Annotated in this window: 25 protein-coding genes and 2 pseudogenes; 14 read left to right on the top strand and 13 right to left on the bottom strand. The window is 70.8% G+C overall.

Annotated elements, in window-relative coordinates; translation table 11 throughout:
* Positions 1–20: 20 nt before the first annotated feature.
* Both IQ220_RS14645 and IQ220_RS14640 read left to right on the top strand, forming a co-directional pair.
* A pseudogene (locus IQ220_RS14645) lies at positions 21–1,339 on the top strand (IctB family putative bicarbonate transporter).
* A gap of 19 nt (positions 1,340–1,358) precedes the next feature.
* Positions 1,359–2,375: a BadF/BadG/BcrA/BcrD ATPase family protein gene (locus tag IQ220_RS14640; protein ID WP_228009282.1), complete on the top strand. Its 1,017-nt coding sequence runs from the start codon at positions 1,359–1,361 to the stop codon at positions 2,373–2,375.
* Positions 2,376–2,409: 34 nt separating this feature from the next.
* On the opposite strand, the gene IQ220_RS14635 is transcribed toward IQ220_RS14640, so the two are convergent.
* Both IQ220_RS14635 and IQ220_RS16635 read right to left on the bottom strand, forming a co-directional pair.
* Positions 2,410–3,084 (bottom strand): pentapeptide repeat-containing protein, encoded by a 675-nt coding sequence (locus IQ220_RS14635; RefSeq protein ID WP_193916122.1) that lies wholly within the window; start codon positions 3,082–3,084, stop codon positions 2,410–2,412.
* On the bottom strand, positions 3,084–3,584 hold the full coding sequence (locus IQ220_RS16635; RefSeq protein ID WP_370566510.1) for an ArsR/SmtB family transcription factor: 501 nt from the start codon (positions 3,582–3,584) through the stop codon (positions 3,084–3,086). Before IQ220_RS16635 ends, IQ220_RS14635 begins: the two co-directional genes overlap by 1 nt.
* Before the next feature lie 9 nt (positions 3,585–3,593).
* On the opposite strand from IQ220_RS16635, the gene acsF reads away from it, so the two are divergent.
* From acsF to IQ220_RS15950, 4 genes are all read left to right on the top strand, one after another.
* Positions 3,594–4,625: a magnesium-protoporphyrin IX monomethyl ester (oxidative) cyclase gene (gene acsF, locus IQ220_RS14625; protein ID WP_193916119.1), complete on the top strand. Its 1,032-nt coding sequence runs from the start codon at positions 3,594–3,596 to the stop codon at positions 4,623–4,625.
* A 111-nt stretch (positions 4,626–4,736) separates the two neighbouring features.
* A complete protein-coding gene (locus tag IQ220_RS14620; RefSeq protein WP_193916116.1) occupies positions 4,737–5,441 on the top strand; it encodes a biliverdin-producing heme oxygenase in 705 nt (234 codons plus the stop codon).
* A gap of 34 nt (positions 5,442–5,475) precedes the next feature.
* Positions 5,476–6,606: an oxygen-independent coproporphyrinogen III oxidase gene (hemN, locus tag IQ220_RS14615; protein ID WP_228009281.1), complete on the top strand. Its 1,131-nt coding sequence runs from the start codon at positions 5,476–5,478 to the stop codon at positions 6,604–6,606.
* Positions 6,519–6,833, top strand: a complete 315-nt coding sequence (locus tag IQ220_RS15950; protein ID WP_228009280.1) for a hypothetical protein — start codon at positions 6,519–6,521, stop codon at positions 6,831–6,833. Before hemN ends, IQ220_RS15950 begins: the two co-directional genes overlap by 88 nt.
* Before the next feature lie 33 nt (positions 6,834–6,866).
* Here the strand turns inward: IQ220_RS15950 and glmM are convergent, their stop codons facing one another.
* Both glmM and IQ220_RS14605 read right to left on the bottom strand, forming a co-directional pair.
* Entirely contained in the window at positions 6,867–8,255 is a 1,389-nt protein-coding gene (gene glmM / locus IQ220_RS14610; RefSeq protein WP_193916114.1) for a phosphoglucosamine mutase, read from the bottom strand.
* Between the two features lie 56 nt (positions 8,256–8,311).
* Positions 8,312–8,566: a hypothetical protein gene (locus IQ220_RS14605; RefSeq protein ID WP_370566509.1), complete on the bottom strand. Its 255-nt coding sequence runs from the start codon at positions 8,564–8,566 to the stop codon at positions 8,312–8,314.
* A 14-nt stretch (positions 8,567–8,580) separates the two neighbouring features.
* On the opposite strand from IQ220_RS14605, the gene IQ220_RS16170 reads away from it, so the two are divergent.
* Together IQ220_RS16170 and IQ220_RS16165 are read left to right on the top strand one after the other, a co-directional pair.
* On the top strand, positions 8,581–10,350 hold the full coding sequence (locus IQ220_RS16170; protein ID WP_255511000.1) for a lytic transglycosylase domain-containing protein: 1,770 nt from the start codon (positions 8,581–8,583) through the stop codon (positions 10,348–10,350).
* Positions 10,347–10,640, top strand: coding sequence for a transglycosylase SLT domain-containing protein (locus tag IQ220_RS16165; protein ID WP_370566512.1), 294 nt, complete (start codon positions 10,347–10,349; stop codon positions 10,638–10,640). Before IQ220_RS16170 ends, IQ220_RS16165 begins: the two co-directional genes overlap by 4 nt.
* A gap of 7 nt (positions 10,641–10,647) precedes the next feature.
* On the opposite strand, the gene IQ220_RS14595 is transcribed toward IQ220_RS16165, so the two are convergent.
* Both IQ220_RS14595 and IQ220_RS14590 read right to left on the bottom strand, forming a co-directional pair.
* The gene (locus tag IQ220_RS14595) at positions 10,648–11,088 is read right to left on the bottom strand and encodes a hypothetical protein (RefSeq protein ID WP_228007524.1); all 441 of its coding nucleotides are present in this window, start codon (positions 11,086–11,088) and stop codon (positions 10,648–10,650) included.
* A gap of 65 nt (positions 11,089–11,153) precedes the next feature.
* A complete protein-coding gene (locus IQ220_RS14590; RefSeq protein ID WP_186700803.1) occupies positions 11,154–11,567 on the bottom strand; it encodes an NIL domain-containing protein in 414 nt (137 codons plus the stop codon).
* Positions 11,568–11,637: 70 nt separating this feature from the next.
* Here IQ220_RS14590 and IQ220_RS14585 point away from each other — a divergent pair, with 70 nt between their 5' ends.
* Both IQ220_RS14585 and thyX read left to right on the top strand, forming a co-directional pair.
* Positions 11,638–12,210, top strand: a complete 573-nt coding sequence (locus IQ220_RS14585; protein ID WP_186697374.1) for a thioredoxin domain-containing protein — start codon at positions 11,638–11,640, stop codon at positions 12,208–12,210.
* Between the two features lie 38 nt (positions 12,211–12,248).
* Entirely contained in the window at positions 12,249–12,974 is a 726-nt protein-coding gene (gene thyX, locus IQ220_RS14580; RefSeq protein WP_193916158.1) for an FAD-dependent thymidylate synthase, read from the top strand.
* A 33-nt stretch (positions 12,975–13,007) separates the two neighbouring features.
* Here the strand turns inward: thyX and dcd are convergent.
* Positions 13,008–13,586 (bottom strand): annotated as a pseudogene (dcd, locus tag IQ220_RS14575) (dCTP deaminase); the annotation flags it as partial.
* Positions 13,587–13,597: 11 nt separating this feature from the next.
* The gene (locus IQ220_RS14570) at positions 13,598–14,245 is read right to left on the bottom strand and encodes a cob(I)yrinic acid a,c-diamide adenosyltransferase (RefSeq protein WP_193916111.1); all 648 of its coding nucleotides are present in this window, start codon (positions 14,243–14,245) and stop codon (positions 13,598–13,600) included.
* 189 nt (positions 14,246–14,434) lie between these two features.
* Here IQ220_RS14570 and ntcA point away from each other — a divergent pair, with 189 nt between their 5' ends.
* Genes ntcA through IQ220_RS14555 form a run of 3 tightly spaced genes read left to right on the top strand, consistent with a single transcriptional unit; the run spans position 14,435 to position 16,913 of the window.
* The gene (gene ntcA, locus IQ220_RS14565) at positions 14,435–15,175 is read left to right on the top strand and encodes a global nitrogen regulator NtcA (protein WP_193916108.1); all 741 of its coding nucleotides are present in this window, start codon (positions 14,435–14,437) and stop codon (positions 15,173–15,175) included.
* A gap of 56 nt (positions 15,176–15,231) precedes the next feature.
* On the top strand, positions 15,232–16,470 hold the full coding sequence (locus tag IQ220_RS14560; protein WP_186697378.1) for a DUF3084 domain-containing protein: 1,239 nt from the start codon (positions 15,232–15,234) through the stop codon (positions 16,468–16,470).
* Positions 16,467–16,913 (top strand): resolvase, encoded by a 447-nt coding sequence (locus IQ220_RS14555; RefSeq protein WP_225875679.1) that lies wholly within the window; start codon positions 16,467–16,469, stop codon positions 16,911–16,913. The genes IQ220_RS14560 and IQ220_RS14555 overlap by 4 nt, the downstream gene beginning before the upstream one ends.
* Here the strand turns inward: IQ220_RS14555 and IQ220_RS14550 are convergent.
* Genes IQ220_RS14550 through psbH form a run of 4 tightly spaced genes read right to left on the bottom strand, consistent with a single transcriptional unit; the run spans position 16,910 to position 18,420 of the window.
* Entirely contained in the window at positions 16,910–17,167 is a 258-nt protein-coding gene (locus IQ220_RS14550; RefSeq protein WP_186697379.1) for a DUF3146 family protein, read from the bottom strand. The two genes, IQ220_RS14555 and IQ220_RS14550, sit on opposite strands and share 4 nt — an antisense overlap.
* 4 nt (positions 17,168–17,171) lie before the next feature.
* Entirely contained in the window at positions 17,172–17,807 is a 636-nt protein-coding gene (gene pth, locus IQ220_RS14545) for an aminoacyl-tRNA hydrolase (RefSeq protein WP_186697380.1), read from the bottom strand.
* Positions 17,808–17,859: 52 nt separating this feature from the next.
* Complete coding sequence (locus IQ220_RS14540; RefSeq protein WP_193916104.1) at positions 17,860–18,195, bottom strand: TatA/E family twin arginine-targeting protein translocase; 336 nt, start codon at positions 18,193–18,195, stop codon at positions 17,860–17,862.
* A gap of 24 nt (positions 18,196–18,219) precedes the next feature.
* Positions 18,220–18,420, bottom strand: coding sequence for a photosystem II reaction center phosphoprotein PsbH (gene psbH / locus IQ220_RS14535; protein WP_186697382.1), 201 nt, complete (start codon positions 18,418–18,420; stop codon positions 18,220–18,222).
* A 137-nt stretch (positions 18,421–18,557) separates the two neighbouring features.
* On the opposite strand from psbH, the gene psbN reads away from it, so the two are divergent.
* A complete protein-coding gene (gene psbN, locus IQ220_RS14530; RefSeq protein ID WP_186697383.1) occupies positions 18,558–18,707 on the top strand; it encodes a photosystem II reaction center protein PsbN in 150 nt (49 codons plus the stop codon).
* 21 nt (positions 18,708–18,728) lie between these two features.
* Here psbN and IQ220_RS14525 read toward each other — a convergent pair.
* A partial coding sequence (locus tag IQ220_RS14525; RefSeq protein ID WP_304524007.1) for a glycoside hydrolase family 38 C-terminal domain-containing protein occupies positions 18,729–19,830 on the bottom strand: 1,102 nt, incomplete at its 5' end.

Raw genomic sequence — 19,830 nt, 5'->3', positions numbered from 1 at the left:
CAGACACCTCGATCGCCGCCGTGGCTGATTCCATCCGGCCCGCCTCTCCCCCGCTGCTGCTGCGCTGGCAGGGGCTGCTGGGGCAGGGCGGTGGCCCGCTGGCCCAGCGCCTGGTGCCGATCGCCGGTCTCACGCTCTGCGCCCTGCTGGCGGGGCTCCCCTTCCTCACAAGGGCGGGGATGTCGCTGCTGATCCTGGCCTGTGGCCTGCTGTGGCTGCTGCTGGCCCTGCGCCGGCCGCCGGAGGGGATCGGCGCCCTGCATGGCTGGATCCTGGCCATCCTGGCGGTAGCCCTGCTGGCCACGGGGTTCTCACCGGTGCCGGTGGAGGCCACCAAGGGGCTGCTCAAGCTGGTGAGCTATCTGGCGTCTACGCCCTGATGCAGGAGCTGCTGGTGCAGGCGCCTGCCTGGTGGGACCGCCTGGTGGCAGCCCTGCTGGGCGGCCAGCTGCTGGCCTCGGTGATCGGGCTGCGCCAGCTCTACGCCGACACCAGCGCCCTGGCTCGCTGGGCCGATCCCAACTCCGTGAGTGAAGGCACGGTGCGCATCTACAGCACCCTGGGCAACCCCAACCTGCTGGGCGGCTACCTGCTGCCGATCCTGCCCCTGGCCGTGGCGGCCCTGCTGCGCTGGCAGGGCTGGCCCTCCAGGCTGTTCGCCCTCAGCGCCCTGGGCCTGGGCACGGCAGCCCTGGTGCTCACCTACAGCCGCGGCGCCTGGATGGCCCTGGTGGTGCAGGCGGCGGTGGTGCTGCTGCTGTTGGCCCTGGGGCTCACCCGCAGCTGGCCGCTGCTGTGGCGGCGGCTGGTTCCGCTGTTGCTGCTGCTGCTGGCCACGGCCCTGCTGGTGGTGCTGGTGACCCAGGTGGAGCCCCTGCGGGTGCGGGTGATGAGCCTGGTGGCGGGTCGCGAGGACAGCTCCAACAACTTCCGCATCAACGTGTGGCTGGCCGCCCTGGACATGATTCAGGCCCGGCCCTGGCTGGGGATCGGCCCTGGCAACGAGGCCTTCAACCGCATCTACCCGCTGTTCCAGCAGCCCAAGTTCAACGCCCTGAGCGCCTACTCGATCCCCCTGGAGCTGGCCGTGGAAGCGGGCATTCCAGGCCTGCTGGCGGGAGTGGGCCTGGTGCTCACGAGCCTGCGGGAGGGGCTGCGCAGCTGGAACGCGGCCGGCAACGACGCCCTGCCCGCCCTCGCCGCCCTGGCCGTGATCGCAGGCCTGGCGGTGCAGGGACTCACCGACACGATCTTCTTCCGGCCGGAGGTGCAGCTCAGCGCCTGGTTCAGCGTGGCCACCCTGGCTGCCGCCAGCCAGCGGCGCCGCCTGCAGGGCTGAAGCGATGGCAGAGGCGGCGATGGCACCCCCAGCCCTGATCGCCGGCTTCGACGCCGGCCAGACCCACACCACCTGTCGGCTGGCCCAGCGCAACCCCGGCGGCAGCTGGACCTGTCTCGCCCAGGGCGAGGGCCCCGGCGTTCGCCACCTCGCTGCGCCTGGCGGTCCCGAGGCCTTCTGCCAGGCCCTGCGCACCAGTCTGGCTCTGGCCCTGGCGGCCTCCGGCCTCAGCGACGGGGCCCCAGTGCCCGCAGGAGCGCGCCAGCAGCACCTGCCGGGCCACCATCCCCTGCTGGCGGCGGTGGGCATCGGCGCCAGCGGCATCGAAGTGGGCAGCGGCATCCAGGCCGAGGGCACCCGGCTGGCCGCCGAGGCCCTGCAGCTGCCCCACGGTCGCCTGCTGGTGACCGGCGATGAGCGCGCCGCCCTGCGCGGCGCCATGGGGACCGCCCCGGAGGGGCTGGTGCTGATCAGCGGCACCGGCACGATCGCCGTGGGCCGCAACCGTGAGGGCCGCGAGCACCGCTGTGCCGGCTGGGGCTGGCTGCTGGATGGGATGGGCTCGGCCATGGACATCGGCCGCGATGGGCTGGGCGTGTCCCTGGAGATGGCCGATGGCCGCCGGCCCGGCAGCGATCTGAGGCGGCGGCTGTGGGACGAGCTGGGCCTTGATCCGGATCAGCCCCACAGTCCCCAGGCCATCAAGGCCCTGGTGGTGACGCCGGAATTCGGCCCGGCGGGGTTCGCGCGGCTGGCCCCGGTGGTGGTGGCCTGCGCCGAAGACGGCGATGCCGCCGCCCGGGCCATCGTGCGCCGCCATGCCGGGGCCCTGGCGGCGATGGCGGCCACCATCACCCGGGAGCTGAACCTGGAGCAGCCCAGGATCTGGCCCATGGGTGGAGCCCTGGAGCACCTCAGAGGCCTGCGCCGGCAGCTGGAGCAGGCCCTGGAAAGCCAACTGCCCCAGGCCAGTCTCGCCACGCCCGCTGGCGACGCCTGCGCCGGAGCCCTGGCCCTCGCGGCTGAACAGCTCTGAGCGCGACGGCGCACGTCCAGCAGCCGGCAGCGGCCTAGGCCGTGAGATGGCACGGCAGCAGGGCACCATCGAGCTGAGCGCCATCCAGCTGGGCCCCCGCCAGGTCTGTGTCCCGCAGGTCACAGCCACGCAGGTCCGCCTGGCGCAGGTCGGCGCCGGCCAGGCTGGCGCCATAAAGGCTGCAGCCCCGCAGGTTGGCGGCATGCAGGTTGGCCCCCTGCAGCAGTCCAAAGCAGAGGTCGGCGCCGTGGAAATCGGCCTGGCCCAGGTCGGTGAGCTGGTCGAGACCGGAGCGGAAATCGGCCTCCACCAGCCGGGCCTGGGCCCAGCAGCTGCCGGCGGCCACCACCCCGCGCAGGCAGCAGCGGTGCAACTGGGCCGCCGAGAAATCGGCGGCCTGGAGCCGGGAGCCGGAGAGGTCGGCCTCCTGCCAGAAGGACTGGGCCGCCCTGAGACCGGAGAGGTCGGCGCCCCAGATCAGGGCCCGCTGGAAGCAGCAGCCCTCCACACGCGCCTGGCGGAGGCTGGCGCGGCCGAAGCGGGCCTCCTTGAAGCAACCACGGCTCAGGTTGCAATGGGAGAGGTCGAGGTCGTGGGCATCCAGCTCAGCCAGCTGCAGGCCGCCGAGCTCGCGCACGCCGGCCACCAGGGCCGCGCGCAGCTCGCCCAGCGTGCTCGGCAGGGACCTGGCGCCGGGGCTCGGTGCCATCAGAGGATGGCGGCCAGGGCGTTGAGCTGCTGACGCCGGGATTCCAGCAGCAGGCGCTGGGCCTCGGCCATCAGCTGGAACACGGCCGCATCGATCACGGCGTAATACACCAGGGCGCCCTCGGGGCGGCGTTGCACCACGCCGGCGATGGTGAGCAGCTTCAGGTGCTTCGACACCAACGCCTGGCTGAGGCCGGTGGCCTCCACCACGGCGGTGACGTTGAGCGGGCCGGCCCGCAAGGCCTCGAGCACCGCCAGGCGGTTGGGCTCGGAAAACACTTTGAAGTAGTCGGCCAGGTGTTCCATCGGTGGGCGAGCGGGGCGGGTGTGAGGGGTGGGCGTGAGAGGCGGGCGGCGCAGGGCGAGCGTGTTGGAGCAGGAACCAAGAGCTGAATTGTAATGCCATTCAGCGTCATGCAGATGACGCAGCATCACGATGACGTTATAAGTTGAGGCGGGTGTGCAGGCCTTGCCTGGCCGCTCCTCCTCCTCCCTGCTCATGTCTCGGCCATGACCACAGCCCCCGCCACGGCGGCAGCCGGCTCCGCTCCGCACCTGCGCGAAGACCTGCTGACGCCGCGCTTCTACACCACGGAAATCGGCAAGGCCGCCCGCACCGACCTGGACCCTCAGCGGGCGTCGTTCGAGGCGATGCTCCAGGAGATGGAAACGGACTACAACCGCGACCACTTCGATCGTCGGGCTGGCCTGGGCCGGCTCTCCAGCCTCAGCGAGACAGAACAAACGGCCTACGAGAGCTATCTGGTGCGCTCCTGCGTGTCGGAGTTCTCCGGCTTCCTGCTGTTCAAGGAGCTCTCCCGCCAGTTACAGCGTGCCCAGCGCCCGGAGCTCAGCCGCCTGTTCAGCCTGATGGCCCGCGATGAGGCCCGCCACGCCGGCTTTCTCAACCGGGCCCTGGTGGCGGAGGGGATCGAGATCGACCTGCCGGCCATGGGCGGCAAGCGCCCGATCACCTGGTTCCCCCTCAACTGGGTGCTCTATTCGGTGTACCTCTCCGAGAAGATCGGCTATTGGCGTTACATCCTGATCGATCGGCACCTCAAGCTCCATCCGGAGAATTCGTTCGCGCCGCTGTTTGATTTCTTCGAGCCCTGGTGTCAGGACGAAAACCGCCATGGCGACATCTTCAACATGCTGATCCGCTGCTGGCCCGGGCTCAACAGCGGCTGGCACGGGCGCCTGCTGAGCCGCTTCTTCCTCTGGAGCGTGTTTCTCACCCACAGCCTCACCGTGTGTGAGCGCGGCGACTTCTACCAGCTGCTGGGCCTCGATCCCAACCAGTTCGACGCCGAGGTGATGCGGCAGACCAACCGCACCGCCCGCCGGGCCTTTCCGGTGGTGTTTGATCTGGAGGAGAGCGCGTTCCTGGCCCTGCGTGATCGCCTGGTGACCACCTTTCGGGAGCTGCGCCAGGCCAGGAACAGGCCTCTGCGCCGCCTGGTGCTGCAGGGACGCTTCGCCACGCTGCTGCTGCGCCAGTTCTGCCAGCCGATGGTGGCTACGGGCTCGGCCCCGGCGTGAGGCCGCACGGCCAATCCCCCCGGCACGTGACGCAAGACAACAGGCACCCGTGCCGTTGTTGCGCCAGGGCTTTACAACGCTATCGTTATGTCGTTGATTGCCGGTTTCACCATGTCCACCTCCCATCCCGCCTCCATTTCCGACCACGCCAGCGCTGAGGCCGCCCGGCGGCGGCGGCAGCTCGGCCCCCGGGTCCGCAAGCTGCACGCCCGCATCGGCAAGGCCCACCACCGCGCCGAGGGGATGCACTTCTCCCGGGCCCTGCTGGCCGGGGAAGCCCATCCCCTGCAGCTGGCCGCCCTGCTGCGGGCCCTGGCTCCCGCCTACGCCCTGCTGGAGCAGAACGCGCCGGCCCTCGCCGCAGCCCTGGGTGCCACCGAGCTGCCCTGGCCGGACCTGGCCCGCTCCACCGCCCTGGCCCACGACCTGGCCCTGCTGAACCACCTGCCGGCCACCCCCCCCTCAGCGGCGGCCGCCATCTGGCTGGAGCAGTTGCGCTCGCTGGCAGCCCAGGCTCCCCACCGACTGATGGCCCACGTCTATGTGCGCTACGGCGGCGACCTCTCCGGCGGCCAGCAACTGGCCGAGCAGGCCAGGGCGATCCTCAGGCGCCATGGGCTCAGCGATGTGAGTTTCTGGGCCTTTGGGCGCGACATCCCCTCCCTCAAGCAGGCCCTGCACGACGGCATCGAAGCCCTCACGCTGACCCCGCAGCAGGAGGAGGAGCTGCTGGAGGAGGCGGAGCTGGCCTTCCACGCCACCCAGCGGCTGCTGGCGGAGCTGGGCGACCTGGCGCCCACTCCCCTGCCCGCCTGACCCCCATCCACCTCTCCCCCCCCCCCTCGTCCCGATGCCACCCGTCGCCTCCCCGCTCAGCCCGGTTGAGCTGCTGCTCAAGTACGACCAGCCCGTGCCGCGCTACACGAGCTACCCCACGGCAGCAGCCTTCAGCGGCGCCGTCGGGGAGGGCGAGCTCAAGGCCCAGTTGGCCCAGCCCAGCGGGGCACCGCTGTCGCTGTATGTGCACGTGCCCTTCTGCCGCCATGCCTGCTGGTACTGCGGCTGCAACCGGGTCACCACCCAGCTGGGCTCCAGGGTGGTGGAGCCCTACCTGGCCTCCCTGGCCCAGGAGCTGGAGCTGATCAGCGCCGTGCTGCCCCAGCGGCGGCGGCTGGCCCAGCTGCACTGGGGGGGCGGCACACCCAACTACCTCAACTCCCAGGAAACGGCCCAGCTGTGGGCCCTGATCGCGCAGCACTTCGATCTGGAGCCGGAGCTGGAGGCCTCCATCGAGGTGAACCCCGAATTCCTCAGCCGCGATGCCGTGCTGCAGCTGCGGCAGCTGGGCTTCAACCGCCTCAGCTTCGGCATCCAGGATGCCGACCCCCGCGTGCAGCAGGCCGTGAACCGGGTGGTGCCGGTGGAGCAGCTGCGCCGGGTGATGGGCTGGCTGCGGGAGGCCGCCTTCGCCAGCGTGAATGTGGATCTGATCTGTGGCCTGCCGCTGCAGACCCCCGAGCGCTTCCGCCACACCCTGGACCTCGTGCAGGAGCTGCATCCGGATCGCATCTCGCTGTTCTCCTTCGCCTATCTGCCCCAGCAGCTGCCGCTGCAGCGCAGGATTGCCGCGGCCGATCTGCCCACGGCCCGCGATCGGATCACCATGCTTGAAGACGCGCAGCAGCAGCTCGGCGGCAGCGGCTACGAGGCGATCGGCATGGACCACTACGCTCTGGCCGGCGACAGCCTGGCCCGGGCTGCGCGGCAGGGCCGCCTACATCGCAACTTCCAGGGCTACACCACCGGCGGCGAGCTGGAGCTGCTGGGGGTGGGACCCACGGCCATCAGCCAGTTCCCCCATCTGTTCTCCCAGAACCTGCGCGATCTCAAGCAGTGGCGGCGGCCCTGGAGCAGGGCCGGCTGCCGGTGGAGCGGGGTCTGGAGGTGCGGGAGCCGGAGGTGCTGGAGCGGCGCGAACTGATCCGCCAGGTGATGTGCTGCTTCGCGGTGGAGATGGATCTGCAGCGCTTCGGCGCCGAATGGCAGCGGCTGCAGGCCCTGGAGCGGGATGGTCTGGTGCAGCTGCAGCAGAGCGGCGGCCGCGGCCAGGCGCAGGTGACGACCCAGGGCCGCTGGTTGATCCGCACCATCGCCGCCGTATTCGATCCGCAGCAAAGCCGCCGGGCCAGCGGCTCACGGCTGCTCTGAGCCGGCCATCCAGCCGGCTGGTGGCAGCGGGGGCTAGGCCGGGTTGAGGTGCTGGGCGGCGAGGCCCGCCAGCCGCTCGGCCCAATGGGCCACCGCGGCCGGCTCGGAGGCCTCCACCATCACCCTGAGCAGGGGCTCAGTGCCACTGGCGCGCACCAGCACCCGGCCCTGGCCGGCCATGGCACTCTCGGCCTGCTCCACGGCCTGGCGCAGCGGTTCGCACAGCTGCCACTGCTGGCGGCGGCGGCGATCCGGCACGGTCACGTTGACCAGCCGCTGGGGATAGGGCTGAAAACTGGCGTCCAGCCAGTCGGCCAGGCTGCGGCCCTCGCCGTGCAGCAGGGTGGCCACCTGCAGGGCGGTGAGCAGGCCGTCGCCGCTCATGCCGTGGCGGGCCGAGAGGATGTGACCCGACTGCTCACCGCCCAGCCCTGCCCCGAGCTCCTCCATCGCCCGGTGCACGTGCTGATCGCCCACGGGGGTGCGCTCCAGCACGCCGCCCTTGGCCTGCCAAGCCCTCTCGAAGCCCAGGTTGGACATCACCGTGGCGACGATCCGCTGCTGCGGCAGCAGGCCGTTGCCCAGCAGGGCCGAGCCCCACAGGTAGAGAACCTGATCACCGTCCACGGTGCGGCCGCGGCCGTCAACGGCAAGCATGCGGTCGGCGTCGCCATCGAACCCGAAGCCCATGGAGGCGCCCTGGGCCAGCACCGCCTGGCGCAACGGCTCGAGGTGGGTGCTGCCGCAGTTCACGTTGATCCTGGAGCCATCGGGCTCGCCGTGCAGCACGGTGACCTCGGCGCCCAGGGCCCGAAACACGTCCTCGCCACAGGCGGTGGCCGAGCCATGGCAGAGATCGAGCACGATCCGGCAGCCATCCAGCCGGCGGCCCTCCACGCTGTCCAGCAGGCTCTGGCGGTAGTCGGCCATCAGGTCGGCCCGCTGCAGAACGGTGCCGCTGCCGCTGAAGCCGACGGGCGGGGCTTCGCCCGCCAGGCCAGCCTCGATGGCGCTCTGCTGGGCAGCGCTGATCTTGGCGCCTGAGGCCCCGAACAACTTGATGCCGTTGTCGTGGGGAGGGTTATGGCTGGCGGACACCATCACCCCGCCGGCGGCACCGGCCCGACGGATCTCCCCGGGCACCGCCGGTGTGGGGCAGAGGCCAAGCTGCCAGACACTGCGACCGGCGGCGGTGAGGCCAGCGGTGAGGGCCGCCGTGAGCATCGGCCCGCTGCGGCGGCTGTCCATGCCGATCACCACCGGCCCTTCAGGGGGAAGAACCTGGCCGGCCCAGTAGCCCAGCTGCAGGGCCAGAGCCGGTGTCACCAGGGTGCCGACATGGCCTCGGATGCCGTCCGTGCCGAATCCGGCCACCGCGTCGCCAAGGGGTTGACCCAGCGGATGGGGAGCCGTGTCGGCCATCGCAACGCATCGATTCGCCGCAGGCTACGTGCAGCCCAGGGGGAGGCCGATGCCGCTCAGCGCCAGCGCCGCGGCCACCAGATCCAGCGCTGCAGCTCCAGCACGGCCCAGAGCAGCAGCAGCCCCACCACCCAGCCAGGCAGCAGGCTGAGCGGCCAGAAGGGCCGCAGCAACAGCACGCCCCCAGCCAGGGCCCACACCCTCAGGGTCCGCAACCGCTGGCCCGCCCCCGGCAGGGTCGAGAGCAGGGGGGGCAGGGAAGGCAACCGCACCGGAGCGCCCGCGTCACTGCTCTCCAGAATGCCCTGCACTCGCCACCGCGCTCTTGCGATCCCTCGCTCTGCTGCTCTCGCTCACCTGTCTGGGCAGCGGCGCAGCCCTGGTGCTCGGGCGGCAGCTGTTGCAGCAGCGGGCCTGGCCCGATCCCCTCGCCCCGGCGGCGGCCCTGGAGGCCCAGCGGCGGTTTGAGCCCGATCCGGTGCGCCGCCGCGAGGCGGCGCTGCTGCTGGTGGCTGCCGAGGAGCAGCGCCAGGAGGTCAGCCTTGGCAGCGGGGCGGGCCGCACCGACGCCAAGCCAGCCGGAGATGGCCAGGCCGGCGACCCGCAACGGATCGCCAAGCTGCTGCGCAACCAGGGCTGGGGCCGCGATCCCCTCGCGGCCGTGGTGCTCAAGCGGGCCGCCCAGAGCGCCGACCGCACGGGCGACCAGGCCGGCAGCAGCCGTCTGTGGCAGCAGCTGCTGGCGCGCTTTTCCAGCCACCCCGCCAGCGCCGATGCCCTCTACAGGCTGGGCCGGGACCAGCCGGCCCTGCGCCAGCGCCTGCTCAGGAGCTTCCCGGCCCACCCCGCCGCCCTGGCCGCCGCCCTGGAGTCCGGGCCAGCGGGAGCCGTGCACCTGGCCCGCTGGGGAGCCCGCTGGCCCGGCGCTGACCCTGTGATCGCCTCAGCCTGCGACCCGGAGCGGAAGAACCCGTCGAGCCTCAGCGGCCAGGACCGGGACCTGCTGGCTCGCAGCCTGGTGAGCCTGGGCAACCTGGAGGCAGCCGAGCGCTGCCTGGACGGCCAGGCCGGCAGCCCGGCCACCCAGCTCGAGAGAGGACGCCTGCTGCTCCGCAGCCCTGAGAACCGTGACGAGGGCGAAGCCCTGCTGCTGGCCCTGGCCCAGCAGCACCCCGCCAGCCCCGCCGCCGGCCAGGCCGCGGAGCTGCTGGCGGAGAGCACCAGCAGCTCCAGCCTGGAGCGCCTCGGGGAGCTGCCCGCTCCCCTGCAGGAGAGCGCAGCCGTTGAGGCGCGCCGCGCCCTGGTGGTGGGACAGACCTCCTCGGCCGTGGCCGTGCTGCAGCGCTGGCCGCGGGATCCGGCGAGCTGGGAACTGCAGTGGCGGCTGGCCCGGGAGCGGCTGTTGCAGGAGGACTGGCGGGCGGCGGCGGTGCTGCTGGGCACCAGCGCCCTCGATACGGCGGCCCTGCCGGCACCCGTGGATGCCCGACGTCGCTTCTGGCTGGCCCTGAGCCAGTGGCAGCAGGGGCAGCGTCCTGAAGCCAGAGCAGGCTGGGCGGCCTTGCTGGCCCGCCATCCCGGCGGCTATTACGGCTGGCGAGCCTCCCTGCGCCTCGGCCGCGGCGACATCGACCTCGACCCCGCCACGGCGCCGCCCCTGCTCACCCCCCCATGGCGGCCCCTGGGCAGCGGCCTGGAGGATCTCGACCAGCTCTGGCGCCTGGGCCAGTCGCTGGAGGCCTGGGAGCAATGGCGCGACGCGCGCGCCGAACAGAGCCTGGAGGGCCCCGAGCGCCTGCTGCTGGAGGGCCGCCTGCGCCGTGGCGTCGGTGATCACTGGACAGGGCTGAGCCAGCTGGAGCAGGCCAACCTGCAGCTGCGCGCCGACCAGTGCCCCACCGTGAAACAGGTGGCCGAAAGCCTGGCGGAGAGTGCCTTCAGCGCCGAACTCAACCAGGCGGGGCGCCAGACCGGCGTGGCGCCGACCCTGCTGGCGGCGGTGGCCCGGCAGGAGTCGCGCTTCAGCACGGCGGTGCGCTCACCGGCCGGGGCCGTGGGCCTGCTGCAGCTGCTGCCTGAGACTGCGACGAGCTGACCTCTGGGCCCCTCGCCCCAGAGGCTCTGGAAGATCCGCAGCGCAACGCCGATCTCGGGGCGCTCTATCTGAGCCAGCTGATGGCCCGCTGGGAGGAGAATCCCCTGCTGGTGACGGCCAGCTACAACGCCGGCCCCAACGCCGTGGCGGACTGGCTGGGCCCCTGGCTGGACACCCTCCCGGAGCTGTGGGTGGAGGCCATCCCCTTCCCCGAAACCCGGATCTACGTGAAGAAGGTGCTGGGCAATCTCTGGGATGTCCAGAGCCGGAAGCTGCCCGTGTGTCCCTGAACGAGCCCTAACCCGCCAGCCAGCGCCCCAGTGTCGCCCCGAGCAACACCAGGGCGCCAAGGGCCAGAGCGAGGTTCTGGGGAGGCGGCACGACACGCACGCGGGCCAGATCGAGGCGGGCCAGCAGCACGGCTGAGGCCAGGATCAACATGTTGGCCAGGGCGTTGAGATGCAACAGGTAGAGGCCACCGGTGATGGCCAGCAGCAAGGTGACCACCAGGGTCATCACCCGGCTGGAGGCCATCAGGCTGGAGAGCTGGCGCAGCAGCAGATCCGGCATTGTGCACACCACCACCACCACCAGGGCGTGCAGGCAGTCGATCGACCAGAACAGGCTGGCGATGGCATCGGCATCGAGGGCACCGATCGGCGGCAGCGAGCCGGCGGCCAGTGGCCGGCTCCAGTGCAGCCCCTCATAGACCGCGATCGCCCCGAGCACCAACAGCATCGGCGCCCGGAACGGCAGCGCCAGCAGGCGCAGGACCGACAGCAGCGCCGCAGAGAGCGAGGCGATCACAGCGGGTCCAGCACCAGGGCGATGGCCTCCAGCGGACAGCTGGGAATGCACTGCTCACAGACCAGGCAGCGGGGGGCATCGAAGTGGAGGGTCCAGGCCGGAGCGCTGAAGCCGAGCGCGCCGCTGGGGCAGACACTGGAGCAGATGCCGCAGTCGATGCAGCGATCGCGGTTCACGGCGATCTGCCCGGGCGCCCGGTTGAGGCCGAGCCCCTGGCTCTCCAGCCACACCTCGGCCGCCTCGAGTTCGTCGATGTCACCGGAGAGCTCCACCACCATGGTGCCGCTCTGGTTGGGAGCGATCTGGGCGCGGAGGATCTTGGCCGCCACGTCGAAATCCACCGCAAGCCGGTAGGTGATCGGCTGGTGCACAGCCTCGCGGGGGAAATGGAGGGTGAGTCGCCGCTTCACGGAACCGGTGGCGGGGCAGGGCTGGCAGAGTGCACGGCAGGCGGCGCACATCTGCCCAACCCTATCCACGATGAGCAGCTCCTCACCAGCCCAGGGCCTCGGCCAGCGCGAACGCCTGGTGCTCGTGCTGGTTGGCGTGGTGCTGGCGGCGGCGGTGTTCTGGCTGCGGGGCGGCCTGAAACCCCAGGCGCCGCTGGATGCCCTGGCCCGCCGCTCTCCCGAGCTCTCCGTGGCCCTGGCCAACGGGCGCCCCACCCTGGTGGAGTTCTACGCCGACTGGTGTGAGGCCTGCCGCGCCATGGCCCCGGCGATGGACGGCCTGGAGCGGCACTACCGCGGCGAGCTCGATCTGGTGCTCCTGAATGTGGACAACCCCCGCTGGCAGCCGGAGCTGGAGCGCTACGCGGTGAACGGCATCCCCCAGCTGGAGCTGTTCAATGGGGCCGGCCAACCGGTGGGCCGTTCGATCGGGGCCCGCAGCGCCGAGGAACTCGAGGCCCTCGCCCAGGCCCTCACCCAGGGGACGAACCTGCCGGTCCTGGCCGGGGTGGGAGCCGTGAGCCCGTTGACGGCAGCCGAGGCCCAGCAGGCCGCCGGCGATGCAACGCCTGGCACGATGGCAGGCCCGCGCAGCCACGGCTGAGGTCTGCCATGCCTGCCCCCTCCCCCACCCCATCCGGCATGGACCCGCGCTTTCGCGTCGAGCTGCTGGCCGCCACCCCCAGCCCCCAGCTGTGTGTGTATGCCGCCATGCACCAGGACTACAGCGAGGGCTTCGTGGCGGCCGAGCGCGCCGCCTGGCCCGACGAGGCGACAGCGGGCGAGATCTGCGTCAAGCGCCTGCTGGCCGGCGAGCGGGGGCACTACGGGCCGCTGGAGCACGCCCAGATCGTGCTCAACGTGGGCTGGTTTCCCCACTCGGTGATGCAGCAGGCCCGCACCCACCGGGTGGGGGTGAGTTTTGATGTGCAGTCGATGCGCTACACGGGCGATCGCATCACCAAGGCCGCCAGCGGCGAGCTCAACCTGGAAGAGGTGTTCTACCTGCGCCCGCTCGGCAACTACAGCGACCGTCAGGGCAAAAAATATGCCTACAGCGCCGAACAGCGGGCCATCGACCTGGACCTCTGCCGCCGGGCTGCCGAGCGCTACGCCGAGCTTCTGGCGGCCGGCTTTGCCGAGGAGCATGCCCGCGGCATCCTGCCCTTCGACTACCGCCAGCACTTCGTGGTGAGTTTCACCCTGAGGGCGCTGCTGCACTTCCTTGATCTGCGGGCCAAACGCGATGCCCAGCAGGAGATCCGCGCCCTCTGCGATCTGATCTGGCCTCACCTGCAGTTGTGGGCCCCTCAGGTTGCCGAGTGGTATGAGCTCAGCCGCCTGCACAAGGCCAGACTGGCCCCCTGAGTGAGGCCCCAAGAGGGGTTCACACCCTGGCCAGGTCACGCGTTCAGGTTGGTGTTGATACTTTCCTGCCCGGTCGCCGTAGGTTGTCTCACAGGGATCACCCTCGAAGAAGAGCAGCTGACAGATGCCTTCATCGGCATAGATACGGCAGTCAGCCCCTGAGGAATTGCTGAACTCCAGGGTGAGGTGGCCCTCCCAGCTGGCCTCGGCGGGAGTGGTGTTGACGATGATGCCCAGGCGGGCGTAGGTGCTCTTGCCCAGGCAGATCACCGTGATGTTGGGCGGCACCCTGAGGTGCTCAAGAGCCACCCCGAGGCCATAGGAATGGGCGGGCAGGATGAAATACCGCCCATCCGCATCTTCGTGCAGGGATGCGGGCTCCAGGTTGGCAGGATTGAAGCGCTTGGGGTTCATCACCGTTCCGGGCACATGGCGGAAGATGAGGAATTCCTGGGGCGAGAGGCGCAGGTCGTAGCCGTAGGAGGAGCAGCCGAAGCTGAGCACCGGACTGCTGGCCTGAGCGGGGTCAAGGTGGCGGACCAGCGTGCCCTGGAAGGGCTCCAGCATGCCGCCGGACGCCTGCTGCTTGATCCAACGGTCGTTCTTGAGCATCGGAGGCCGGCCTAACAGCCGCGGCGGAGCTGGGTGACCTGGTCAGCCAGGGCCATCAGCTCAGGTGCCATGGAGGGTCCGGTCAGAATGACATCCAGGTGGGGGGGCCGCTGCTCCAGGGTGGTGAGCACCTCCTGGAGGGGCAGATAGCCCAGCTCCACGGCGAGGCCGAGTTCATCGAGCACCATCAGGTCGACGCTGCCGTGGAGCAGCTGCTGGCGACTGAAGGCCCAGACCTCCTGCACCGCCTCCAGGATCTCGCCGCCATGGGTTGGAGCCGGTTCGGCCAGGCAGGTGGCCACGGCCGGCCGCAGCCACTGGAGGCGGCCGCAGAGCCAGGGGCTGGCGGCAAGCCCCTGCTCCACCCCACCCTTGAGCAGCTGACTCACCAGCACCCGGCTGCCGAGGCCAGCGCTGCGCAGGGCCAGGCTGAGCACAGCCGCCACACTGCCCCGGAACGGGGCGGTGTGGACCTGGAGCATGCCCTCCGGCTGGGCCAGCCGGCGCCGCGGACGCACAGTCGCCGGAAGGGCCGCAGCAGGCAGAGCCACAGGAGCCACGGGCCGATGGGCCGTGTGCACAGCGGCCTCGGCAGGCGCGGAACCCACCACCTCGAGCCGGACTCCGGAACCGGGGCTGCTCGAGAGACTGGCGGCCATGGACCCTGCAGCGACGCAGGACTGAATGTAGCGGTCGCGTGGCGTAGCGCTCGGCACAACCACCACCTGTGGTGGGTCCACCCACACGCACGCCGGTGCGCCCGGACTCACCGGCCCCCAAAAGGTGCCTGTTGCTACATGAGGGCCCCCATCGCATCTATAGGGTCCGCCCATATGCCTGACCCAGCCATGGTTGGCGCCACACGCGGGTTCAGCCGTACGGCCAACACACCCAGCAGCGGTGCACCAGGGGTGGTGGGCGGCATGGGGGCCGCCGGCCAGGGCCACCAGACCCTGCTGGAGGTGATCCGGGCCTTGGGAGGCAGCAGCGTCGAGGCGATCGAGCGCAGCAAGACGATCTTCTTCCCGGGGGATCCGGCCGAGCGGGTCTATCTGCTGCGGCGCGGAGCCGTTCGCCTCTCGCGGGTGTACGAATCCGGAGAGGAGATCACCGTGGCGCTGCTGCGGGAAAACAGCCTGTTCGGGGTGCTCTCCCTGCTCACTGGCCAGCGCTCAGACCGCTTCTACCACGCGATCGCCTTCACCCGCGTGGAGCTTCTGAGCGCACCGGCCACCTCTGTGCGCAAGGCGATCGAACAGGACGCCAGCGTGGGCCTGCTGCTGCTGCAGGGGCTCTCCTCACGGATCCTGCAGACCGAAACCATGATCGAGACCCTCACGCACCGCGACATGAGTTCGCGGCTCGTGAGCTTTCTGCTGGTGCTCTGCCGCGACTTCGGCGTGCCGGGTTCGGAGGGCATCACCATCGACCTGCGTCTCTCCCACCAGGCCATCGCCGAGGCCATTGGCTCCACCCGGGTGACGATCACCCGCCTGTTGGGAGACCTGCGCAACGAAGGGCTGGTTCAGATCGACCGCAAGAAGATCACCGTGTTCGATCCGATCGCCCTGGCCAAGCGCTTCAGCTGACATCGGCCTGAAGCCCAGCGGCCAAGGCGGGATACTGGCTCCATACGAGGACACCTGTGTCGGGCTGGCTGCTGATCCTGGCGCTGCTGGTTCTCGGCGGCGTGCTCTCCACCCTGGGCGACCGCCTGGGCAGCCGGGTCGGCAAGGCCAGGCTGAGTCTGTTCAAGCTGCGGCCGCGGCGCACCGCCGTGCTGATCACGGTGCTGACAGGCAGCCTGATCAGTGCCATGTCCCTCGGGCTGATGCTGCTGGTGAGTGAGCGCCTGCGCACGGGACTGTTCGAGCTCGACCAGCTGGAGGAGCGGCTCAGTGGCACCCGCAGCCAGCTCGAGGCCAGTCGCCAGCGCCTCAGCACCAGCCAGGCGGAGGTGGCCAGGGCTCAGGCCGGCCAGCGCAAGGTGCAGCAGGAGCTGGCCCAGGCCGAGCGGCGCAGCGCCGCCCTGCGCAAGGAGTTGGCCCCCCTGCAGGCCCAGCGGGCCAGGCTGGAGCGCGACAAGGTGGCGCTCGAACAACAGAACCGGAGCCTGGAGGGTCAACGCGCTCGCCTCAGCGAGGTGGTGCGGGGCCGGGACGCTGAAATCCAGCGCACCGAGGCTGAACTGGCCGCAGTGCGGGAGCGGATCGCAGCAGGGGCCCAGGAGCTGCGTGAGCTCGAAAACAACCTGATCGCCCTGCGGCGCGGCGACGTGGTGATCACCACCGGCCAGTCCCTGGCCAGCGCCAAGGTGAAGCTGGAGAACCCCGGCCAGGCCCAGGAGGTGATCACGGCGTTGCTGCAGCAGGCCAACCTCAATGCCTTCCGGCGCGTGCTGCCGGGGGAGGCGGTCGATCGGCAGATCCTGCTGGTGCCCAGCAACGACATCAGCCGTCTGGAGGGGCTGCTGGCTCGACCCGGCACCTGGGTGGTGAGCATCCTCTCGGCCGCCAACGTGCTGCGCGGCGAGAGACAGGTGCTGGCCTTCCCCGACCTGCGTCCGAATCGGCGGGTGGTGGCCGCCGGTGAGGTGATGGCCCGCACCACGATCGAGGCCGGCCTGCGCAGCCCCGACCAGCTGGCCCGCCGGCTCAACCTGCTGCTGGCGGCTGCCTATGCCCAGGCCCAGCGCCAGGGCACGATGGAGGATGGACTGCAGTTCGATGCCGCCAGCTTCAACCAGCTCACCCAACGGCTGGCGGAGCGCCCAAGCGACGCGGTGGTGCAACTCGAGGCGGTGGCACTGCGCGACGCCGACACCCCCGACCCGATCTCCGTGGAACTGAGGATTTCGGGCAACAGAGGGGCCGGCCGCCCGTGAGGGGGGCGTCGCTGCTGGCGGGGCTCGATCCCGGGCGCAGCAAGTGCGGGCTGGTGCTGGCCGATTCCAGGGCGTCGGTGCTGGTGCAGGCCGCGATTCTGGCGCCGGCGGAGGCGTTGGCCCTGCTGCGGCACTGGCAATCCCAGCGAGGCCTCACCCAGGTGGTGCTCGGCAACGGCACCGGCAGTGGCCCCTGGCCCGCCCAGTTGCAGGGCTGCGGGCTCGATCCCCATCCCGTGGATGAGCGGGGCACCACCCTGGCGGCCCGCAGTCGCTTCTGGGAACTGGAGGGGGCCGGCAGCTGGCGCCGGCTGCTGCCCCCGGGACTGCGCCTGCCCCCCCGGGATCTGGACGACGTGGTGGCCCAGTTGCTGCTGGAGCGCTGGCTCGGGCGCCCGCTCAGCCGGGATGACGTGCCGCTGCTGCGCCACTGGCCCGCCTAGAAGCGGGCGCGCACGGTGAAGGCGTAATCGCCGCCGGGTTCGAGCTGGTAGTCGGCCTTGAGCAGGAAGCGCAGCAGGGCGTCCTGGATCAGCGCCCGGCCCAGGGAGGGCTCCACCTGCAGTTCACCCCGGTCGAAGGCCCAGCTGAAGGTCCAGTGGAAGCCACCGGCGCTCACCTCCCCCTCCAGCCGTCGATGGCTGAAGCTCTGGTGCAGCACCCGCAACTGGGCCGTGGTGAGGGGCAGAGAGGCCATCCGCTCAGGCTGGGGGGTGCTGGGGCTGAAAACTGTTCAAACGATTACCAGCCCGTTCCAGCCCCAGGCGCTGGATCAGGCCGATGCCCGCCTCCACCTCGCTGAGCACGTCCTCAAGGCAGGGCTGCTCTGCAGGAGAGAAGCGCCCGAGCACATGACCCAGAGTGCGGGCCCGACGCTCGGCTGGCGTGTCAGCCGGAGCACCGATGCCGATGCGCAGGCGCGGAAAGTCCTGACTGCCGAGGTGGCTGATGGTGCTGCGCAGGCCGTTGTGGCCACCGGCGCTGCCGCTGGCGCGCAGGCGCAACCGGCCCAGGGGCAGGTCCATGTCATCCACGAGCACGAGCAGCTGGGCGGGCTCCAGGGAGAACCAGCCGAGGGCGGCCCGAATGGAGCGGCCGCTCTCGTTCATGAAGGTCTGGGGCATCAGTAGTCGCAGGCGGCGATCCCCCTGGCCCAGATCCGCCAGCAGACCATGGAGTTTGCCCTGGTGGCGGAAGGTCACACCCGTTGCCGCGGCCAGACGTTCCAGGGCCATGAAACCCACGTTGTGACGGGTGCCTGCGTAGCGGGAGCCGGGGTTCCCCAGCCCCACCACCAGCTGCAGGGACGGGCTGCTGGTGGCTGGCTCGACGGGCAAGGATGGCGCTGGAGGAAGGCTGGCGACCCTAGCCTCAGGCCGGCGGCTGCGATCAGATCCCGCCTGGCCCTGGCGCATTGCCGGGTTCAGGGGTCTGGGGCTCAGGTGTGTTGTGCTGAGCAGAGTCTGACTCTGCGCTTGCTGCCGGTGCCGAGAGCTGGGCAGGAGAAGCCGGGGTTGCAGCAGATGGAGCCTCTGAAGCGCTGGCCTCGAAGCTGTTGATGGCGGTGCGGAACTCCTGCTCAAACCCGGAGGAGGCCGACTGAAAGCCCTTGAGCGTGCGGCCCAGGGTGCGGCCCAGCTCAGGCAGACGCTTGGGGCCGAACACCAGCAGACCGATGGCGGCGATGACCGCCATCTCGGGGAGGCCGATTCCGAAGATGTTCATCGCAGGGACCTGCTGGGGTCAGGCTCAGCCTGCACCATTCCAGTTCACGTTGATGCCTTCGAGCAGCAGCGACTGGTTGTACAGCTGCAGGATCACCAGCAGGAAGACCAGAAACAGGGCCATGAAGATGCCCATCACCGGGGTGGTGCCCCAACCGGGCACAACCTTGCCGTATTCGGAGTTCAGTGGACGCAGCAGATCTCCGAGAGGGGTGCGTTGAGCCATGGCTGCTTGGGCCTCTCGCCTGAGGTGTCGGGGTCGTTACTCTAGGGCTCTCGAAGGCCTTGCGCGCCAGGCTTTCGAGAGATGTGACGGATCGTTGGGGCCCTCCCTGCCGTTCGCCAGCCCCCCTGCCCTCCCCCATGGATCCCAGCACCAGCGGCTCCCCTGCCCTCTCCGTCGCCCTGGCCGTGCTGGCCGTGCTGCTCGGGCTCACCGGCTTCGGTGTCTACATGGCGTTTGGGCCGCCCTCCCGCCAGCTCACCGATCCCTTCGACGACCACGAGGACTGAGCCGTCCACTGGGGCTTGGGCTCAGTCGTTGCGGCTCAGGCGCCAGAACCCGAGCTGCCAGGGCTGAAGCTCGCGGTCCTGGCCCGCTGCAACGGTCTCCTCAAGTCCATTGACCCTCGCCAGCACGGTCCAGCCGCGACCCAGCTCGAGCCGGCGCCGGCAGGCCGACTGGTTGGCCACGGCGATCACGGCCTGGGCTGGCGTCCCCTTGCTGGTCTCACGGCTGGGCCACAGCCCCAGCAGGGCCAGCCCCTCGGCCAGGGGGGGCAAACCATCCAGGGGGGCCGCCCGCCGATCCCCCGCTGACGCAGCGCGCCCCAGCCAGAGGGGCTCGCGGAACACCTGGGCGTGGTCGGGGATGGCGGCCTGGGCCCAGGTGGGAGCCGCGGCCATCAGGGCCAGCCGCTGGCGGCGGCGGCCGTTGTCGGCGCCGGGGTCGGGCCAGGTGGGAGCCCGCAGCAGGGACACGCCAAGCCGCCCGGCATCACAGGACACCCCCTGGGGCCCGTCCAGCAGCACCGCCAGGCCGCCATCCCGGCCAGCGGAGGCCAGCCAGCTGATCGCGGCCACTTCCCAGCGGGCCTGCTCGCGGGCGGTCACGGCCACGGCCGGACGCTCCAGCACCCCACCGGACGTATCGGCCGCCCAGCGCTGGGCCGGCTCCGCCAGGGGCAGCTCCAGCCGCAGCAGCTCATGGCGCTGGTGCCAGTCGATGCTCAATGTCAGCTCGAGCCAGGGGGTGGCGGCGAGAAGCCGCCCCTCCAGCCGCACCCGGCTGCGGCCGAAACGGCCCCGCCACACGAAGCTGGCGCAGAGCGGCCCCCGCTCGCGCCACACGGGTGCTCCCTGCCATGGCCACGGAAGGGGATGGTCGGCGTGGTCGGGGGCCAGGTCCCAGGCATCCCAGAACTGACCGCGATCGGCGTAGCGGCACCAGCGCAGGGGCTCGGCCAGCAGGCTGCGGCCGGCCTGGTCCCAGAGCTGCTCGATGCCGTGCAACTTCCCGCCATCCCTGTCGGGCTTGTTGTACTCGCTACCTGGCCTGGTGTAGGCAGGGCGCTCACCCCGGTCTTTTTCAAATCCACCCGAACGGCGGCGATCACCACCACCTGAAGAGAAGTTT

Source organism: Cyanobium sp. LEGE 06113 (genome assembly GCF_015207615.1).
This window is presented reverse-complemented; position numbering and strand designations above follow the sequence as displayed.

Coding starts and splice junctions, on each gene's coding strand:
- thyX (WP_193916158.1), top strand. CDS start 12,249: ATGGACCCGCGCTTTCGCGTCGAGCTGCTGGCCGCCACCCCCAGCCCC.
- IQ220_RS14550 (WP_186697379.1), bottom strand. CDS start 17,167: ATGGCCTCTCTGCCCCTCACCACGGCCCAGTTGCGGGTGCTGCACCAG.
- psbN (WP_186697383.1), top strand. CDS start 18,558: ATGGATCCCAGCACCAGCGGCTCCCCTGCCCTCTCCGTCGCCCTGGCC.
- IQ220_RS14635 (WP_193916122.1), bottom strand. CDS start 3,084: ATGGCACCGAGCCCCGGCGCCAGGTCCCTGCCGAGCACGCTGGGCGAG.
- IQ220_RS14540 (WP_193916104.1), bottom strand. CDS start 18,195: ATGAACATCTTCGGAATCGGCCTCCCCGAGATGGCGGTCATCGCCGCC.
- IQ220_RS16635 (WP_370566510.1), bottom strand. CDS start 3,584: ATGAGCAGGGAGGAGGAGGAGCGGCCAGGCAAGGCCTGCACACCCGCC.
- hemN (WP_228009281.1), top strand. CDS start 5,476: ATGCCACCCGTCGCCTCCCCGCTCAGCCCGGTTGAGCTGCTGCTCAAG.
- IQ220_RS14585 (WP_186697374.1), top strand. CDS start 11,638: ATGAGCAGCTCCTCACCAGCCCAGGGCCTCGGCCAGCGCGAACGCCTG.
- psbH (WP_186697382.1), bottom strand. CDS start 18,420: ATGGCTCAACGCACCCCTCTCGGAGATCTGCTGCGTCCACTGAACTCC.
- IQ220_RS14595 (WP_228007524.1), bottom strand. CDS start 11,088: ATGCTGTTGGTGCTCGGGGCGATCGCGGTCTATGAGGGGCTGCACTGG.
- ntcA (WP_193916108.1), top strand. CDS start 14,435: ATGGTTGGCGCCACACGCGGGTTCAGCCGTACGGCCAACACACCCAGC.
- IQ220_RS14570 (WP_193916111.1), bottom strand. CDS start 14,245: ATGGCCGCCAGTCTCTCGAGCAGCCCCGGTTCCGGAGTCCGGCTCGAG.
- acsF (WP_193916119.1), top strand. CDS start 3,594: ATGACCACAGCCCCCGCCACGGCGGCAGCCGGCTCCGCTCCGCACCTG.
- glmM (WP_193916114.1), bottom strand. CDS start 8,255: ATGGCCGACACGGCTCCCCATCCGCTGGGTCAACCCCTTGGCGACGCG.
- IQ220_RS14620 (WP_193916116.1), top strand. CDS start 4,737: ATGTCCACCTCCCATCCCGCCTCCATTTCCGACCACGCCAGCGCTGAG.
- IQ220_RS14640 (WP_228009282.1), top strand. CDS start 1,359: ATGGCACCCCCAGCCCTGATCGCCGGCTTCGACGCCGGCCAGACCCAC.